The organism is Azospirillum oleiclasticum (assembly GCF_013423485.1).
Lineage (GTDB): Bacteria > Pseudomonadota > Alphaproteobacteria > Azospirillales > Azospirillaceae > Azospirillum > Azospirillum oleiclasticum.
This window is the reverse complement of record NZ_JABFFR010000044.1, coordinates 43,708-60,639: the sequence shown is the minus strand read 5'-3', so window position 1 is coordinate 60,639 and position 16,932 is coordinate 43,708. Positions and strand designations below refer to the sequence as shown.

Annotated in this window: 19 protein-coding genes; 8 read left to right on the top strand and 11 right to left on the bottom strand. The window is 70.7% G+C overall.

Going from position 1 to position 16,932, the window contains the following annotated elements; genetic code table 11:
• The 4 genes from HL658_RS31625 to HL658_RS31610 form a co-directional block, all read left to right on the top strand.
• The coding region (locus HL658_RS31625) for an ATP-binding protein (protein WP_484463072.1) at positions 1-741 on the top strand (741 nt) is incomplete at its 5' end.
• Entirely contained in the window at positions 738-2,183 is a 1,446-nt protein-coding gene (locus tag HL658_RS31620) for a pyruvate carboxylase subunit B (protein ID WP_180286031.1), read from the top strand. The genes HL658_RS31625 and HL658_RS31620, both read left to right, overlap by 4 nt.
• A gap of 14 nt (positions 2,184-2,197) precedes the next feature.
• On the top strand, positions 2,198-3,022 hold the full coding sequence (locus tag HL658_RS31615) for a 3-oxoadipate:acetyl-CoA acetyltransferase (RefSeq protein ID WP_180286030.1): 825 nt from the start codon (positions 2,198-2,200) through the stop codon (positions 3,020-3,022).
• 106 nt (positions 3,023-3,128) lie between these two features.
• Complete coding sequence (locus tag HL658_RS31610; protein ID WP_180286029.1) at positions 3,129-4,949, top strand: hypothetical protein; 1,821 nt, start codon at positions 3,129-3,131, stop codon at positions 4,947-4,949.
• Here HL658_RS31610 and HL658_RS31605 read toward each other — a convergent pair.
• From HL658_RS31605 to HL658_RS31595, 3 genes are all read right to left on the bottom strand, one after another.
• On the bottom strand, positions 4,927-5,694 hold the full coding sequence (locus HL658_RS31605; RefSeq protein ID WP_180286028.1) for a class I SAM-dependent methyltransferase: 768 nt from the start codon (positions 5,692-5,694) through the stop codon (positions 4,927-4,929). The two genes, HL658_RS31610 and HL658_RS31605, sit on opposite strands and share 23 nt — an antisense overlap.
• Positions 5,695-5,754: 60 nt before the next feature.
• Positions 5,755-6,912, bottom strand: a complete 1,158-nt coding sequence (locus HL658_RS31600; RefSeq protein ID WP_180286027.1) for a glycosyltransferase — start codon at positions 6,910-6,912, stop codon at positions 5,755-5,757.
• A gap of 101 nt (positions 6,913-7,013) precedes the next feature.
• Entirely contained in the window at positions 7,014-7,331 is a 318-nt protein-coding gene (locus tag HL658_RS31595) for a hypothetical protein (protein WP_180286026.1), read from the bottom strand.
• Positions 7,332-7,711: 380 nt separating this feature from the next.
• Between HL658_RS31595 and HL658_RS31590 the strand changes: the two genes are divergently transcribed.
• Genes HL658_RS31590 through HL658_RS31580 form a run of 3 tightly spaced genes read left to right on the top strand, consistent with a single transcriptional unit; the run spans position 7,712 to position 9,614 of the window.
• Positions 7,712-8,551, top strand: coding sequence for a CsgG/HfaB family protein (locus HL658_RS31590; RefSeq protein ID WP_180286025.1), 840 nt, complete (start codon positions 7,712-7,714; stop codon positions 8,549-8,551).
• Entirely contained in the window at positions 8,548-9,261 is a 714-nt protein-coding gene (locus tag HL658_RS31585) for a hypothetical protein (protein ID WP_180286024.1), read from the top strand. The genes HL658_RS31590 and HL658_RS31585 overlap by 4 nt, the downstream gene beginning before the upstream one ends.
• A gap of 11 nt (positions 9,262-9,272) precedes the next feature.
• A complete protein-coding gene (locus HL658_RS31580; RefSeq protein WP_180286023.1) occupies positions 9,273-9,614 on the top strand; it encodes a hypothetical protein in 342 nt (113 codons plus the stop codon).
• A 23-nt stretch (positions 9,615-9,637) separates the two neighbouring features.
• On the opposite strand, the gene HL658_RS36720 is transcribed toward HL658_RS31580, so the two are convergent.
• The 8 genes from HL658_RS36720 to HL658_RS31545 form a co-directional block, all read right to left on the bottom strand.
• Positions 9,638-10,525, bottom strand: a complete 888-nt coding sequence (locus HL658_RS36720) for a sigma-70 family RNA polymerase sigma factor (RefSeq protein WP_343055397.1) — start codon at positions 10,523-10,525, stop codon at positions 9,638-9,640.
• A complete protein-coding gene (locus HL658_RS36715; RefSeq protein WP_211109904.1) occupies positions 10,522-10,989 on the bottom strand; it encodes a carboxymuconolactone decarboxylase family protein in 468 nt (155 codons plus the stop codon). Before HL658_RS36715 ends, HL658_RS36720 begins: the two co-directional genes overlap by 4 nt.
• Positions 10,990-11,108: 119 nt before the next feature.
• Positions 11,109-11,555 carry a ribose 5-phosphate isomerase B gene (gene rpiB / locus HL658_RS31570; protein WP_180286021.1) on the bottom strand — a complete coding sequence of 149 codons (447 nt, stop codon included), beginning with the start codon at positions 11,553-11,555 and terminating at the stop codon, positions 11,109-11,111.
• Positions 11,556-11,595: 40 nt separating this feature from the next.
• The gene (locus HL658_RS31565; protein ID WP_180286020.1) at positions 11,596-12,870 is read right to left on the bottom strand and encodes a TRAP transporter large permease; all 1,275 of its coding nucleotides are present in this window, start codon (positions 12,868-12,870) and stop codon (positions 11,596-11,598) included.
• Positions 12,871-12,885: 15 nt separating this feature from the next.
• Positions 12,886-13,353, bottom strand: a complete 468-nt coding sequence (locus HL658_RS31560; RefSeq protein WP_211109903.1) for a TRAP transporter small permease — start codon at positions 13,351-13,353, stop codon at positions 12,886-12,888.
• A 55-nt stretch (positions 13,354-13,408) separates the two neighbouring features.
• Positions 13,409-14,404 carry a TRAP transporter substrate-binding protein gene (locus HL658_RS31555; protein ID WP_180286019.1) on the bottom strand — a complete coding sequence of 332 codons (996 nt, stop codon included), beginning with the start codon at positions 14,402-14,404 and terminating at the stop codon, positions 13,409-13,411.
• Positions 14,401-15,186 carry a FadR/GntR family transcriptional regulator gene (locus HL658_RS31550; protein WP_180286018.1) on the bottom strand — a complete coding sequence of 262 codons (786 nt, stop codon included), beginning with the start codon at positions 15,184-15,186 and terminating at the stop codon, positions 14,401-14,403. The genes HL658_RS31555 and HL658_RS31550 overlap by 4 nt, the downstream gene beginning before the upstream one ends.
• Positions 15,187-15,356: 170 nt before the next feature.
• Positions 15,357-16,061 (bottom strand): ribonuclease activity regulator RraA, encoded by a 705-nt coding sequence (locus HL658_RS31545; protein ID WP_180286017.1) that lies wholly within the window; start codon positions 16,059-16,061, stop codon positions 15,357-15,359.
• A 149-nt stretch (positions 16,062-16,210) separates the two neighbouring features.
• On the opposite strand from HL658_RS31545, the gene HL658_RS31540 reads away from it, so the two are divergent.
• Positions 16,211-16,915, top strand: coding sequence for an MlaA family lipoprotein (locus HL658_RS31540; RefSeq protein WP_180286016.1), 705 nt, complete (start codon positions 16,211-16,213; stop codon positions 16,913-16,915).
• Positions 16,916-16,932 lie beyond the last annotated feature (17 nt).

The following is a 16,932-nucleotide window of genomic DNA, read 5'->3' as shown; positions in this document are numbered from 1 at the left end:
GAGGTGCAGGTCTTCGGCGACGGGCACGGCGGCGCCATCCATCTGTGGGAGCGCGACTGCTCCGTCCAGCGCCGCCACCAGAAGCTGGTGGAGGAGGCGCCGTCCCCCGTGCTCGACCCCACCACCCGCAAGCGCATCGCCGAGGCCGCGCTGACGCTGGTGCGCGGCATCGGCTACGTCAACGCCGGCACCATCGAGTTCATCTACGATCTCGACCATAAGGGTGGCGCCGATGGCGGCTTCTACTTCATCGAGATGAACACCCGCATCCAGGTCGAGCACCCCGTGACGGAGGCGCTGTTCGGCGTGGATCTGGTGGCCGAGCAGTTCCGCGTCGCCGCCGGCGAGCGGCTGTCCATCGCCCAGCCGGCCATGCCCACCGCGGGGGCCGCGCTGGAGTTCCGCATCAACGCCGAGGATCCGGAGCGCGACTTCGCCCCCTGCCCCGGCCGCATCACCGCCTGGCGCCCGCCGGTCGGACCCGGCATCCGCTTTGACAGCCACGCGCACCGCGGCTTCGAGGTGTCGCCGTTCTACGACTCGATGATCGGCAAGCTGATCGTCTCCGGCCGCGACCGGGCCGAGGCGGTGGAGCGGGCGCGGCTGGCGCTGTCCGGCTTCCGGGTCGAGGGCATCGCCACCACCATCCCCTTCATGCGCGGACTTCTGGACGAGCCGGATTTCCTGAACGGCACGCTGCACACCCGCTGGATCGACGACCGGGCGAGGGCACGGACATGAGCAACACCCACAGCGTCAAACTGATCGACGTGACCCTGCGCGACGCCCACCAGTGCCTGTGGGCGACGCGCATGACGACGGGCATGATGGCCGAGCTGGCGCCGCGGCTGGACCGTGCCGGCTTCGAGGCGATCGACCTCGTCGGCGGCGCCGTCTTCGACGTCTGCGTCCGCTACCTGCGCGAGGACCCGTGGGAGCGCATGCGCATCCTGTCGGGCTGGGTGACCGAGACGCCGCTGATCGTCATGACCCGCGGCCAGAGCCTCTACACCTTCGAGTTCTTCGCCGACGACATCGTCGAGCTGAACGCCCAACGCATCGCCGCCAACGGCATCCGCTACCACACGCCCTACGACGCGCTGAACGACATGCGCAACATGGAGCTGCCGGTCAAGGCGTCCAAGCGGGCCGGGCTCTACACCGCGGGCGGCGTCGTCTACACCGTCAGCCCGGTCCACACCGACGCGTACTACGTCCGCAAGATCAAGGAGCTGGTGGCGCTCGGCGTCGATGCGGTCTACCTGAAGGACCCCAGCGGCCTGCTGACGCCGGAGCGGGTGGAGACGCTGGTGCCGGCGGCCAAGGCCGCCTGCGGGTCGCTGCCGCTGCAACTGCACTCCCACTGCCTCGCCGGGCTGGCGCCCTTCAACGCGGTGAAGGCGGCGAAGCTCGGCGTGGACGTGGTGCACACCGCCACCTCGCCGCTGGCCGACGGCGCCTCGCACCCGGCCACCGAGCGCTTCGTCGCCAACGCGCGGCGCGCCGGCCTCACGGTCGATCTCGACCTCGGCCCGGTGGAGGAGGTGGCGGAGCGGCTGCGCTACATCGCGGCGCGCGAGGGCAAGCCGCTGGGCCAGATCGCGGAGTTCGACGCCTTCCACTTCGAGCATCAGGTGCCGGGGGGCATGATCTCCAACCTGCGCTCCCAGCTCCAGACCATCGGCATGGAGCACAAGCTCCCCGCCATCCTGGAGGAGGCGGCGCGGGTCCGCCACGATCTGGGTTACCCGATCCTGGTCAGCCCCTTCGCCCAGTTCATCGTCACCCAGTCCGTGCTGAACGTGATGGGGGCCGAGCGTTACGGCACCGTGCCGGACGAGGTGCGCAAATATGTGCTGGGCTATTACGGGGAGATCGCCGGCCCCATCGACCCCAACCTGTTCGACCGCATCGCCCGCGGGGCGGAGCCGGTGACGGTGCGGCCGGGCGAGCTGATCGAGCCGGCCATCGGGCGCTTGCGCCGCGAGCGTGGCCCCTTCGCGTCGGACGACGACCTGCTGCTCGCCGCCTTCTACGGCGACGGGGAGTACAAGGCGCTGAAATCAGCCGGCCCGATCGACACCGACTACCCGCTGGCCGACACGCCGTTGCTGACGCTGGTGAAGGAGATCACCCGCCGGCCCGACATCAGCACCGTCCACTACATCCGCCGCGCGTCCTGAGGGGGAGGGAACCCATGTCCACGCCGCTCATCATCACGGTCGCCATCACCGGCGCCCTGCCCCGCAAGGCCGACAACCCGGCGGTGCCGATCACGCCCTCCGAGCAGATCGAATCCACCCACGAGGCGTTCGAGGCCGGTGCGTCGCTGGTGCACATCCACACCCGCAACGCGGACGAGAGCCCGAGCGCCGACCCCGACCTGTTCGCCCAGGTGCAGGAGGGCGTGCGCAGGCACTGCCCCGGCATGATCATCCAGTTCTCCACCGGCGGGCGCGGGCGCAGCCAGAACGAGCGGGCCAGCTCGCTCGTGCTGAAGCCCGACATGGCCTCGCTCGCCACCGGCTCGGTCAATTTCCCCAAACAGATCTACGAGAACCCGCCGGATTTGGTGGAGGGCATGGCGAAGACCATGCTCGACAACAACATCAAGCCGGAGATCGAGGTCTTCGACCTCGCCATGCTCTACAACGCCAAGACGCTGAGCGACCGCGGGCTGATCCGGGCGCCGCTGCACGTGCAGTTCGTGCTGGGCATCCCCAACGCCCTGCCCGCCCGGCGCAGCGTGCTGGAGTTCCTGGTGAGCGAGCTCAAGGCGATCATGCCCGACGCCACCTGGACCGCCGCCGGCATCGGCCGTCACCAGCTCACCGTCAACCAGTGGACGCTGGAGCTCGGCGGCCACTGCCGCACCGGGCTGGAGGACAACGTGAAGTTCGACCAGGAGCGCCTCGCCCGCAGCAACGCCGAGCTGGTCGCCCGCGTCGCCGAGCTGGGCCGCCAGCATGGCCGCCAGCCGGCCACGGCGGAGGAGGCGCGGCGCATCCTGTCGCTGGGCTGACCATCGACCTTCCCCCGCCATCGGTCACCCCACCACCGCCCGCCCCGCTTGTCCGCTTCCGGCAATTCCGATAGAAGCCGGCAGCCGGTGCGGGGCGGGGGTCGCGATGGTTCTGGATGTGGTTGCGCTGTTTCTCGGCTCCGCCCTGGTCTTCTGGGTGCCGGGGCTGACGTTGGGCGGCTGGCTGGCCGGCCGCGGCGTGGTGGATGCGCGCGACGCGGCCCCGCTCGGCCTGCTGGCCGGCGGCGCGATCGGCTATGGCGGGTTCCTGGCGGTCTGGGCCGCACCGGCGGCCGGTGTGGTCTACGGCTACGCGGTGTGTCTGGCCGCCCTCGCCTGCCTGCCCGTTCTGCTGGCGCGCCGGCTGCGGCGGGGCGACCGGCCAGGGCTGGGAACGGCGCTGGCGGACGGCTGGTGGCTGTGGGCGATGCTGGCGGCAGGGCTGCTCTACCTCGGCATCCTGTTCGGCCATGGCGTCGTCCGTGCCGACCTGCAGGCCATCCTGTACCTCTTCGACAGCCCCCTGCCGCCCGACAGCGTAACCCCCTTCGAGTTCGCCAAGGCCCTGATCGGCAGTGATCCGACCCTGTATGGCGCCGGGCTGACCGACTGGGTGTTCGCCGACCGGCCGCCGCTGCAAACGGGTGTGGTGGTGACGCTGTGGCCGCTCGGCCGGCTGTCCTCGCCGGAGATGCTGTACCAGTGCGCCGGCACGATGCTGCAGGTCGCCTGGGTTCCCGCCGTGGCGTGGACGGTCGGCGCGCTCGGCTGTGACCGGCGCTGCGCGCCCTATGTGGTGCTGGTGCTGGCCCTGTCGGGGGTGGTGTTCTTCAACTCCGTCTATCTGTGGCCGAAGCTGCTGGCCGCGGCGCTGATGCTGGCCGGCACGCTGCCGCTGATCCGGGCCTGGCGCGAGCGTCGCCGCCTCACCATCGCCGAAACGGTCCAGCTCGCGCTGGGCGTGGTGCTCGCGATGCTGGCGCATGGCGGCGTGATGTTCAGCGTGCTGACCCTGGCGCTGTTGCTGCTGCCCTTCGCCGGGCGGCTGTTCGGGTGGCGGCGCATCGCGCTGGGGGCCGCCGTCGTCCTGGTCGTCTACGCGCCCTGGGCGGGGTTCCAGGCGATGTCGGTGCCGCCGGGCAACCGCCTGCCCAAGATGCATCTGGCCGGGCAGAACTCACGCGACCTGCGCAGCACCACCCAGGCGCTGAAGGACGCGTACGGCGCGCTGACGCTGGAGGCGTGGTGGGACGCGCGGGTGCGCAACGTGACCTTCCAGGTCGGCACCGCCGATTTCCTGCACCTGCTGTCGCGCGTCACCGGCAAATGGTACGTCGGCAAGAGCGAGACGGTCGCGGTGGCGCCCTCCGCCCGGCACCGCGGGATCGACGTGGAGACGCTGGACACCAGTTGGAGCACGGTCACGGGGCTGTGGCGGATCTGGCAGCGCGAGCATCTGGTGCCGGCCATCGGCATCCCGGTGATCGGCTGGCTCCTGCTGGCCGGGGCGGCGTGGCGGCGCGGCTGGCGCGACCGCCATCCGGCGCTGCTCCCGTTCGCGGGCTACACGCTCGCCACCTTCCTCGTCTGGTGCGTGCTGGAGTTCCATCCGGCCTGGACCTGGATCACCCACGCCAGCTTCACGATGGTGCTCGGCACCATGATGGTGCCCGCCATCATGGTGCACGACGCCGGGCGCGCCGTGCGCAGCGCGGTGCTGGCGCTGCACGCCGCGGTGTTCGCGGTGCTGTGGATCCTGCCCCTGCCCGGCGGCCACATCCGCCGCCACCACCCGACCATGGAGACTGCCGATCCGGGCTTCGTCGCCCTGACCGCGGTGGGGCTGGCGGTGCTGGCGGCGCTTTGGCTTGGCAGCGAGTACGGGTCCCGGCGTGCACCCCGGCTCAGCCCCGCGGCCGCCCCTTGATCCCCATCAGGATCACGCCGGGGTGCGGCTCGTCGTGGAAGCGGTGGGCGTAGAAGCCGTCGAAGCCGCGGTCCTGCATCATCAGGGCGATGCGGTTGAGGTCGTAGACGTTCATCTGCATCAGCGGCTCGTTCCACTTCCGGCCCGACGCGAGGTTGAGCGCGTGGTGCAGCGGCAGGAAGCGGGCGCGGCTCCAGTTGACCGCCTTGCGCAGGCGGGTGGCGCGGCGGGTCAGGTTGATGTGCAGCGCGCAGGCCCCGCCGTCCGCCACCAGATCGAGCAGCCGCCCGATGATGCGGTAGCCGCGGTGCGGCTGGATGTGCTGGAGCACGATCACCGTGTTGACGAGGTCGAAGCCGCCTTCGACGTTCGGCAGGTCGTCGCCGCCCGACGGCCGGAAGGACGCGTTGGGCAGCCCGAAGCGGAGCGCGTTCGCCTCCGCCTCGCGGATCATGGAGGGGGAGACGTCCAGCCCGACGACGCTGTCGAAGCGGCGGGCCAGCGGCAGCGCCACACGGCCGACGCCCGACCCGAAATCGAGCGCCCGGCCCCGGCCGATGCGGCCGGCGTGCGTCTCCAGCCGGTCGAGCAGCTCGGCGACGTACGTCTCTCCGGACGCGAAGAACTCCGCCTTCGCCGTCTCCGACAGCCGTTCGGCCCGGTATTTCGGATCGGCCGCCACGCCGAAATAGGGATCGTCGCGGCCATAGGCCTCCCAGGACTTGTCGGGACTGTCGACGAACATCGTCTCTCACTCCTTGCGGCTGTCGCAGTCGGTGCGCCCGGTCGGTCTGGTCGTCTGGGATCAGCCCGGTTGCGGAAGGGGAAGCCGCGCCGCGCGGCCGGCGGCGGCGGCCTCGTGATACAGGCCCAGCATGCGCGGGCGGATGCTGTCGGCGGACAACTCCGCCCGGTACAGGCGGCGCGCACCCTCGACCATGGCGGCGTAGGCCGCCGGCCCGGCGTCGAGCGCGCGGATCAGGCCGGGGGCCGCGTCGTCGCCGTCCACCACCAGCCCGGCGCCGTGGCGCTCGACCAGCGGCGCCAGCGGGATCTCGCGGCTGACCACCACGGGGACGGACAGCGCCAGCGCCTCCGCCACGCTGAGGCCGAAGCCCTCGAAACGGGACAGCTGCACGTACAGGCGGCTGCCGGCGAGCAGCCGGTGCTTCTCCGCCTCCCCCACCCGGTCGCGGCGGATCACCGCGGCTTCGGTCAGCCCGTGCTCCGCCATCAGCGCGTCGAGCGCCGGCCGCTCCACCCTGTCGGCGGGGCCCGCCAGCGTGAGAATGGGGGCGGCGGGCCGCTCCCGCCGCAGGGCGGCGTAGGCGGCCAGCAGCCGGTCGATGCCTTTCTGGTAACGGTCCATGCGGCCGAGATAGAGCATCCCGCAGCGCTCCTCCGCCGGGCACGGCGGCACCGGCGGCAGGGGGATGAAGTTGCGGACCAGGTGGATGCGCCGGTTGGCGGTGTGCCGGGCGATGCAGTCCCTCCCCTCCGCCGTCAGCGCGTGCAGCACCGCGGCGCCGTCCAGCACCCGCCGCTCCAGCGTCGCGAGGTACAGGCGCTTGGCCAGGGCGCGTGTGCGCAGGCTGGCCGGGACGTACGAGTCATGGGGTGTGAAGACATACGGCACACCGGCCCGCCGGCACTCCGCCGCGATGGCGAAATTCAGCGGCGCGAAGACCGAATGCAGGTGCAGGACCGGCTCCCCGGACAGGCCGCCCAGCCAGCGCCGGAAACCGCGCGGCAGGCGGAAGTTGCGCAGGCCCGGACGGCCGAAGCCGTGGATGCGCACGCGCCCGTCCAGCCGCACCAAGTGGGCGTCCGGATCGGGCTCGCCGAAGCCGACGACGTGGAAGCCGACATCCCCTTCCAGCAGGCGCCCGAGATTGTGGATGACGCGGTCGACGCCGTTGGGAAGCTCCGGATCGAAATGGCCGACGTGGTACACCTGGAGCATCGTTCAAGCCCATGTTCCGCTGGGCGAGAGGCTACGCAGGCACCACCGGATCCTCCACGGCGCAAAAGGAACCACGGCTTAGACGGGGGGAGTAGCGGCCCTCACCGCGCGGAGATCCCGTCGAGCTGGGCGATCCACTGGTCGATGGGCGTGGCGGACCTTGCGGGCGCGCAACAGCCGCCGCCGTATGCGAGGGCCGGCACGCGTACGCGGGCCGCCGCGGCCACGGTCGCGACATCCTGGCGGTTGCCGCCCAGCTCGGCCGCGAGATACGCGGCGCGGTAGCCGTCGGTCATCCCGACGGGTGCTCCCCCCCCGAAGGCGGTCGGCCCCGCGTAGGGCCGCGTGCGCAGCTGCGCCGCGGCGTCGGTGGCGTACAACGTGGTGAGCAGGGCCGCCGCCATCAATGTCTTGACCATCATCACCCTCCCATAAATCTCCCTCTCCCGCCGGAGGCGGGAGAGGGAGTGTTGGAAAGGGTAAGGTAAGGGGGGGCCTAGGACCCGGCCATGGGGGCAGGGGGTGCGCCACGTTGGTGGGTGCCGCGGGCGGGGATCAGCCCTTCGTTCGGATGATCCGTGAAAGGCGTCACAGACCGGCGTGGTCATCCCGGTTGGCGCCGGTGCGCCGGTTACGACCTTCGATCGGGCCGCGGCCCACCGCCCTGGTGTGCCCTCAACGCCCTGCCCCGGTCATCCCGGTGCGCCCGTGCCGTGGCGGCGTTGCCGGACCATAGTCCGTGACCGACGGCAACTTTCCCGAACGATCGGGCAGGAACGGCATGGCCCGGTGGACAGGCATGATACTCGCATCGGCGTTGCTCGGGCTGACCGGCTGTGCGGGCAGCGGCCCCTACCCGGCGAACGGCGTGGTGCCGGTGACCGGCTTTCCGGTGACCGACAACCGGACACCCTACAGCCAATGCCTCGCCGAGCTCGCCGCCATCCCGGCCAGCAACCTGCCGGTCTTCGCGGTGGGCGAGGTGGCCGACCGCACCGGCCAGTACCAGGCGGCGGAGACGAACACGCTCAGCACCGTGGTCAGCCAGGGCGTGGCCGAGATGGTGATGAGCGCCTTGTTCAAGAGCGGCAAGGTCCATCTGGTCGAGCGCTACGACCTGCGGGTGCCGCTGGCCGAGGCGAAGATGGCGCAGCAGGGGCTGACGGCACCGCGCCCCATCGGCGGCGTGCGGGCCAGCGACTTCACCGTCGTCGGCGCGCTGACCGAGCTGAACTACAACATCGTCAGCGACGGCGCCCGGCTGGCGGTGGGGGGCATCGGGATCGGCGGGCGCACGGTGGTGATCAACGTGGCGATGGACCTGCGCGTCATCGACAACCGCAGCTTCGCCGTCCGCTACGTCACCAGCCTGCAGAAGCAGATCCTGGGCTACGAGGTGGAGGCCAACGTCTTCCGCTTCTTCGGGACCCAGCTCGTCGAATTCGACGCCGGCCGCATCCAGAACGAGCCGATCCAGCTCGGCGTCCGCTCGGTGGCGGAGATGGCCGTCTACCAGATCCTCACCGACTTCCTGGGCCTGCCCTCCACCGAGGGCTGCCGCCCCCGCCGCCTCGGCATCGAAAGCCGCGCGGCGGATACCACGACGACACAAACCCGCAAGGAGGGGAACGCAGGATGACTCGACAGACGCTGCTCACCGCACTGGCGCTCGCCGCCGCGGCACTCGCCGGCGGGGCCGGAAGCGCCGCAGCCCAGAGCTCCGGCGCCTGGAACTGGGACTCCGCGCCCACCACCCCCGACCCGGACGTGCTGACCGTGCGTAGCCGGCAGGCCGCCGTCGGCAATCTGGATGCCGTGACCGACCAGAGCCGCTTCCGCTTCGACTGGAACGGCAACGCCACCGCCCTGCCGAAGGTGGAGGGCGCCGCCACGGCGGCCGGCAACCTGCAGAGCATCGACACCGACCGCAACCTGGATGTCCGCAGCACCCAGTTCGCCGCCGGCCGCATCCCCGGCACGCCGGACGGCACGGCGATGACCGACCCCTGGATGGGCGGCCTCGGCGACGGGCGCTTCGCGGTCGGTACCGCCACCGCCGCCGCCAAGGCGGATGATGTGCGCAACGCCTCGGTCGACATCGCCGCCACCGCGGCGGCCAACCTGTCGGTCCTGTCGACCGCGGCCCGGGCCGGCGGCAGCACGTCGGCCACCGTGGGCCTGACGCAGGTGGGCAAGATGGACAGCTCGGCCGCGGCGCTGGCGACCGGCACCCGCATCGACAGCCGCGTCGCCGGGGCCGGCATCGACACGGCGATGTCGCGCGCCACCGCGTCGGCCTTCGGCAACGTCTCCTCGATCACCGTGCGCGCCGGCGTGCCCGGCAACTGAGGAGCGCCACCATGACCCGCTTGCAGCTCCTGATCGGGACCACCCTGCTGCTGATCGGCGGTGCGGCCGAGGCGCAGTTGATCGGCAACCGCCCCTACGGCTTCCCGGCGCGCGACACTTCCGCCGCGGCGCAGGCGCAGATGCGCCAGCGCCACGGGCCGGAGATGGTGATCAACCAGTACTACTCGACCTCCACCTCCATCGGGAACATGACCTCGGTGACGCAGCAGGTGGGGGCCGGCGGCAGCGCCGGGCTGACCATGAACCAGACCCAGAGCAACAGCGGCAACCAGGGCGCCAACGCCTCGGTCGGTCTGACCGCGATCGAAAACCTGACCAGCCCGGCGCGGTGAGGAGGGCATGTGCGGGCGGGGTGTCACCCCGCCCGCACATGCCCCAGCTTGTCGGGGTTGCGCATGATGTAGACGGCGGCGATGCGGTCGCCGTCGATCTCCAGGGCGGTGGTCTGCGGCAGCCCGTCGGCGGCGGTGAAGACGAAGCCGGGCATGCCGTTGATGCGCACCAGCGTGGCCGCCGCGGGCACCGCGTCGGCGTGTTTGCGCGCCAGGCCGGCGAAGAAGCGGGCGATGCGGTCGGCCCCGCGCAGCGGGTTCAGCACCGCCGGCCGCTTGCCGCCGCCGTCGGCGACCAGAACGGCGTCGGCCGCCAGCAGCCCCTGCAAGGTTGCGATGTCGCCCTGGTGGGTGGCCGCCAGGAAGGCGCGGGTCAGCGCCTCCCCCTGGTCGGGGCTGGCCGGGTAGCGGGCGGGCGACGCCCGCACATGCTCCCGCGCGCGGGCCGCCAGCTTGCGGCAGGTGGCGTTGTTGCGGCCCAGCGCCCGCGCCACCGCGTCGAAATCCAGGTCGAACACGTCGTGCAGCAGGAAGGCCGCGCGCTCCAATGGCGACAGCCGCTCCAGCGTCAACATCAGCGCCACCGACAGGTCGCCCGCCAGCCCGTCATCGTCCGCAGCCTCGGTCGTCATGGATTCCACCAGCGGCTCGGGAAGCCACGCGCCGACATAGGTCTCCCGCCGGACGCGGGCCGATTTGAGCTGGTCCAGGCAGAGGCGGGTGACCACGGTGGTCAGGAAGGCCGCGGGCTCGCCCACCGCGGCGCGGTCGGCGGACTGCCAGCGCAGCCACGCCTCCTGCACCATGTCCTCGGCCTCCGCCACCGAGCCCAGCATGCGGTAGGCCAGGCGGAGGAGCGGGCGGCGCCGCTCCTCGAACAGGGCCGCGTCGGTGTCCACGGGCGCGGTCACGCCGCCGCCGCCGTCTTCGCCCAGCTCGCCGGGTGCTGCTTGCGGAAGCCGACGGCGATGCGGTTCCACATGTTGATGGTGGTGATCAGCAGGGTCAGCCACACGATCTCCGGCTCCGTGAACTCCGCCTTCAGCGCATCGTACACGGCGTCGGGGGCGCGCGTCTCCGCGATCAGGGTCAGGGATTCGGTCCAGGCCAGCGCCGCCCGCTCGCGCGGGGTGAAGAGCGAGGATTCCCACCAGGCGGCGACCAGATGCAGCCGCTCCTCGGTCTCCCCGGCGGCGCGGGCGTCGCTGGTGTGCATGTGGATGCAATAGGCGCAGCCGTTGATCTGCGAGGCGCGCAGCTTCACCAGCTCGATCAGGCTGTACTCCAGCCCGCTTTCCTTGATGGATTTTTCCACCGCGTAGAAGGGGCGGAAGGCGGCGGGGACGACGGCGAAGGCGTCGAGACGTTCGGTCATGGAAGGATCCTCCTCGGGGGGGCGCGGGCGGGGCGCCACCGCCCCGCTCTGACCCCATGACGAGACGGGGGACCCGCCGCGTGACATGGAGGAGGAGATTTTTTTCGTGAGGGGGCGCCTTACGCCCCGGCGTCCATCGCGTGCAGCTTCTCCACCCGGCGGCGGCAGTCCTCGTCGGTGGAGAATTCGGCCGTGAGGTAGGCGTCCACCAGATCCACCGCCAGCCAGGCGCCGACGATCTTGGCGCCGATGCAGCAGACGTTGACGTCGTCATGCTCCACGCACTGGTGGGCGGAGTGGGCGTCGTGGCAGACGGCGGCGCGGATGCCCTTCATCTTGTTGGCGGCGATGGAGGCGCCGACGCCGGTGCCGCACACCATGATGCCGCGCTCCGCCGCACCCGAGGTGATCTTCTCCGCCAGGGCGCGGGCGATGTCGGGGAAGTCCACCGGGTTGCCGTCGTAGGCGCCGACGTCGATCACCTCGTGCCCCTTGGCCGTCAGGTGCTCCAGGATGGCGGGCTTCAGCGGCCAGCCGGCGTGGTCGGATCCGATGACGATGCGCATGTCGGAAATTCTCCTTGGAAAACGGGCCTTGGAAATGGTGTCAGCGCAGCAGGCCGGGCAGCCAGAGCGTCAGGTCGGCCCACAGCGTGATGACCGCCAGGGTGCCCAGCAGGGGGAGGTAGAAGGGCAGCAGCGCCCGCAGCAGGTCGCGCATGCTGACCCGCGCGATGTCGGTCAGCAGGAACAGCGACAACCCCATCGGCGGCGTCAGCAGCCCGATCATCAGGTTGAAGATGGTGACGATGCCCAGATGGACCGGGTCGACACCGGCGGCCACCAGCGGCGGCGCGATGATCGGCACGATCAGTAGCGTCGCGGTGGTGCTGTCGAGGAACATGCCGGCCACGAAGAACAGCAGGTTGACGATCAGCAGCAGCACCAGCGGGTCCTTGGAGATGCCGAGCAGCAGGCGGGCCACGTCCTGCGGGATCTGCTCCACCGCCAGGATCCAGCCGAACAGCGCCGCCACCGCGACGATGATCAGGATGGCGCTGGTGTTGCGCGCGGTGACGATGGCGGCACCGATCAGGTGGTCCACCGTCATCTCGCGGTAATAGAGGAAGCCCACGGCGATGACGTAGAGCACCGTCACACCCGCGGCTTCCGTCGGGGTGAACAGACCGCTCAGCATGCCGCTGATCATGAAGACCGGGGCGAGCAGCGCCGGCAGCGCCGGCTTCAGGTCGCGCCAGATCTCACGCCCCCGCGGCCAGCGCTCGGCGCGCGGGTAGCCCTTGCGCAGCGCGATGATCGCCGCCGTCAGCATCAGGAAGGCGACGCAGAGCAGCGCCGGCACGATGCCGGCGATGAGGAGCTGCACGATCGACACGCTGGTGACCGAGCCGTAGACGATCAGCGGGATGCTGGGCGGGAAGATCGGCCCGACGATGGCCGACGCACCCGTGACGGCACCGGAGAAGGCGGGGTCGAAGCCCTTCTTGTTCATCGCCGCGATCTCGATGCGGCCGAGCCCGCCGACGTCTGCCAGCGCCGCCCCCGACATGCCGGAAAAGATCAGGCTGGAGAAGATGTTGACCTGCGCCAGCCCGCCCGGCACCCGGCCGACGAGGGTGTCGGCGAAGCGGAAGATGCGGTCGGTGATGCCGGCCAGATTCATCAGGTTGCCGACGAAGATGAAGAGCGGTACGGCGACCAGCGGGAAGCTGTCCAGCGCATAGGTGATGCGCTGGGCCAGCAGCCCGTAGGGCAGCTCCTCCCACAGGATGTAGGCGGTGGCCGGCAGCAGGATGGTGTAGACGACCGGAAATCCGGCGATGAAGAGGACGAGGAAGCTCGCCAGCATGACCATGCCCATCGGCGTGCTCCGGGGTCAGAGGGCGATGTTGGTGTCGCGCTGCGGCGGGTGCCGCAGGTGACGGATGTGCACCAGCGCCGCCCCGGCGAAGCCGACGAAGGTCGCCGACATGAAGAGCCAGAAGGGGATCTTCAGCGTCGGCGTGGCGTTGGTCATGTACTGCATGGCCGTGCGTACGGTGACGTACGCCACGAAGACGGTGGCGGCGATGGCGGTGGCCGATATCAGCAGGTCGATGGCGCGCCGCGCGGCGGTCGGCAGGGCCGCCTTCAGCTCCCCCATCACGATGTTCTCGCCATGCGCCACCACCAGCGGGAAGCCGGTGAAGACCAGGCAGATCAGCAGGAAGCGGGTCAGCTCCTCCGCTCCGATGAAGGGGAAGCCGATCGTGCGCATGACGATCTGCAGCGACGGGACGAGGACGAGGCCGAACAGCAGCAGCACGTTCAGCGCCGTCAGAAGCTTGCGGAGCATGGCGGTCATGGGATGCGGGCCTTGCGGACGGGGTGCGGACCCCCGGTGAGGGGTCCGCCGCCGCTCACTTCACGGCGTCGATCTGCTTGATGAGGCCGTCCCAGGCCGGGAAGTCCTTGGACACCTGTGCCATCACCGATTTCTTGAAGGCCGCGAGGTCGAGCCCGTTCTCCGGCGTCACGAAGGTGACGCCCTTGCCCTTCAACTCGCCGACCAGCGTCTTCTCGGCCTCGGTCGCCCAGACCAGCGACTCCTCCGCCTTCTGGTTCAGGGCGGTCTTGATGGCCTTGCGGTCGGCGTCCGGGATGCCCTGCCAGACCTGCTCGTTGATGAAGACGGCGAGCACGGAGTGCATGTGGCCGGTCAGCGAGACGTGCGACTGCACCTCGTACAGCTTGTTGGCGTTGATCATGGTCAGCGGGTTCTCCTGCCCGACCACCAGACCGGTCATCAGCGCGGTCGGCAGCTCCGCCACCTCCACGGGCGTGGGGATGGCGCCGAAACCCTTGACCATCGACACCCACAGCTCCAGCGGCACCGCGCGGAAGGGCTTGTTGGCGAGGTCGGCCGGGCTCTTGACCGCGAACTTGGCGCTGATGTGGCGGGCGCCGCGGTAGATGCGGCCGATGATCCGCACCCCGCCGTCCTTCACCAGCTTCTCGTTGATGGCGGCGACCGCCGGGCTGTCGGGATCGGTGGCGCGCAGCGCGTGGGTGGCGTCGCGGTAGATGAAGGGCGCGTTGAAGACCGCCACCTCCGGCACGATGCGGGCCAGCGACGCGAAGTCGTGGTGGCCCATGGAGATGGAGCCCATGCGGATGCCGTCGACCATCTCCGACACGCCGCCGAGCTGGCTGGCCGGGAAGACCTTGACCTTGTGGCGGCCCTGGGTCGCCTGCTCGATCGCCTTGGCGGCCTCGTCGGCGAAGCGGGTCTGGATGTCGCCCTCGGCCCCGACATGGGCGTAGCGCAGATCCTTGGCCGCGGCCGGGCCGCCGATGACGAGGGTCGCGGCGAGGACGCCGGCGGCCAGCGGTGCGAAGCGGGTCAGAAAGCTCATGGCGTTCCCTCCTGGTTGTTTGGTCGCGCGGCCCCGTTTGCGGTGGCCGCGTCCTGGTAGGCGGCGATGATGCTGCGGCGGCGCAGCTCGTCGCCGATGGTGAAATGCTCGCGCAGCTTGCGCTCGGCGTCGTCGGGGTCGCGGCGCAGGATGGACAGGAAGACCTCGCGGTGGGCGTCGGCGAGATAGTCGCGGATGCCCTCCACCGGGATGGTGACCGCCCGCCGCTGCACGTGGGAGCGCAGCAGCAGCGCCGAGATGGCCGCGTACATGGTGGACAGCACGCCGCTGTGTGCCGCCCCGACGATGGCGAGGTGGAACTGGAAATCCGCCTCGCCGCCCTTCGCCGGGTCGTTCAGCGTCGCCATGATGGCGTCGAGCGTCGCCTGGACGCGGGCGAGGTCGCGGTCGGACGCGCGCTCGCACGCCAGCCGGATCGCCTGGCACTCGATGGCGATGCGGCCCTGCATGACGTCCTCCAGGATGTCCGGCTGCTGGGCCAGGCTGAAGGTGAAGAAGTCGCGCAGGACCGCCACGTCGGCGTGGCGCACCACCGTGCCGCGCCCGTGCTGGATGTCGAGGAAGCCCAGCATGGCGAGCGAACGCAGCGATTCCCGCAGCAGCGGCCGGCTGACGTCCAGTGCCGCCGCCAGCTCCCGCTCCGCCAGCAGCCGGTCGCCCGGCTTCAACTCGCCGTTCAACAACTTGTCCCGGAAGAAGGCGAAGACCTTGTCCGAGGCTTTGAGCCCGTCCTGGCTGTCCTCGCGGGTGACGACGACCATGCGCACACTGTCCTTGCCGTGGTCTGACCAGTTATGCCGCGTTTTGTTTGGACGGTCAACCATCCTGTTTGCGAAGGGTGGGGAGTGGCCGCGTCCGGCCCCCACCCGGCCGCTTCGCGGGCACCCTCCCCCGTCGAAGATGGGGGAGGGTCGGGGTGGGGCCGTCCGCGTTACGCCTGCTCCTTGAAGGCCTTGTAGCGGGCCTTGGTCTCCTCGTTCATGGGGTAGAGGCCGGGGAGGGCCACACCGCGGTCGACCTCGGTCATGATCCAGGCCTCCATCAGCTCCTGCTCGGGCGCTTCGGCCAGCACCACCTCCAGGAATCTGGCGGGGATCAGCACGGCGCCGTCGTCGTCCACCACGACGATGTCGTCGGGGAAGACGGCGACGCCGCCGCAGGCGATCGGCTGCTGCCACGCCACGAAGGTCAGGCCCGCCACGGACGGCGGTGCGGCGATGCCGTTGCACCACACCGGCAGGCCGGTGCCGAGCACGCCGGCCGCGTCGCGCATCACCCCGTCGGTGACCAGCCCGGCGACGCCGCGCTTGCCCATGCGGGCGCACAGGATGTCGCCGAAGATGCCGGCGTCGGTCACGCCCATGGCGTCGGCCACCGCCACGCAGCCCTCCGGCATCGCCTCGATGGCGGCCCGGGTGGAGATGGGGGAGGCCCAGCTCTCCGGAGTCGCCAGATCCTCGCGCGCCGGCACGAAGCGCAGCGTGAAGGCGGGGCCGACCACGCGGCCCTGGCCGGAGCGGATCGGACGGGTGCCGCGCATCCACACGTTGCGCAGCCCCTTCTTCAGCAGGACCGTGGTGATGGTGGCGGTCGACACGGCCTTCAGCGTGTCGAGGATGGCGGGGTCGAGCGGCATGGCAACTCCTGGATGGCGGGCGGCCGGATGCCCCCGCGTGTCTTGGAACGCATGATATAGGACGGCGCGGCGCCCACGGGAAAGCGTCGCTCGACGGCCTTCCGCACGCCGGATAGACTGCGCGTGTCCGGTCCTGTGGAGCCCCGCGCATGCCATCTCTCCGTGCATCGGCCGTCGCCCTGCTGGCGCTGGCGGGAAGCCTCGCCCTGCCCTTCACCGCGCGCGCCGCCGATGATCCGTTCGAAGCCTTCAACCGCGCGATGTTCGCCTTCAACACCGCGGTGGTGGAGCGGGTCATCGACCCGACGGTGGAGACGGTGGGACCGTGGCTGCCGCAGCCGGTGGTGACCGGGCTCGGCAACGTCTACTCCAACCTGACCGAGATCGAGTTCATCCTGAACAACGCGCTGTCCGGCGACCTGCCGGGCACCGGCACGTCGGTGGCGCGCTTCGCCGTCAATTCCACGGTGGGGATCGGCGGGCTGTTCGACGTGGCGGGTGCGGCGGGCCTGCAGCGGACGGAGCGCGACTTCGGCGAATCGCTCTGCCACACCGGCCTGCCCCCCGGCCCCTACCTGGTGCTGCCGCTGGTCGGCTCGGCCAGCCTGTACAGCGCCGCCGCACTCGCCGGCGCGGTGGCGCTGGAGGTCTACGCCCTCAGCTTCATCTCCACGGTGCTGGCGGCGGCGGACTTCATCGTCATCGACATCGGCGGCACCGCCTCCACCCTCCGCTACTCCACCGACGTGCGCACGCCCGACGGCGAGGAGGTTGACGACGCGTACGCCGTGAAGCGTACGGAGTACCAGGACTATCTCGCCACCTCCTGCGCCCCGCCCCTGCCGGGGGCGTGAACGCCGCTCACCCGTCG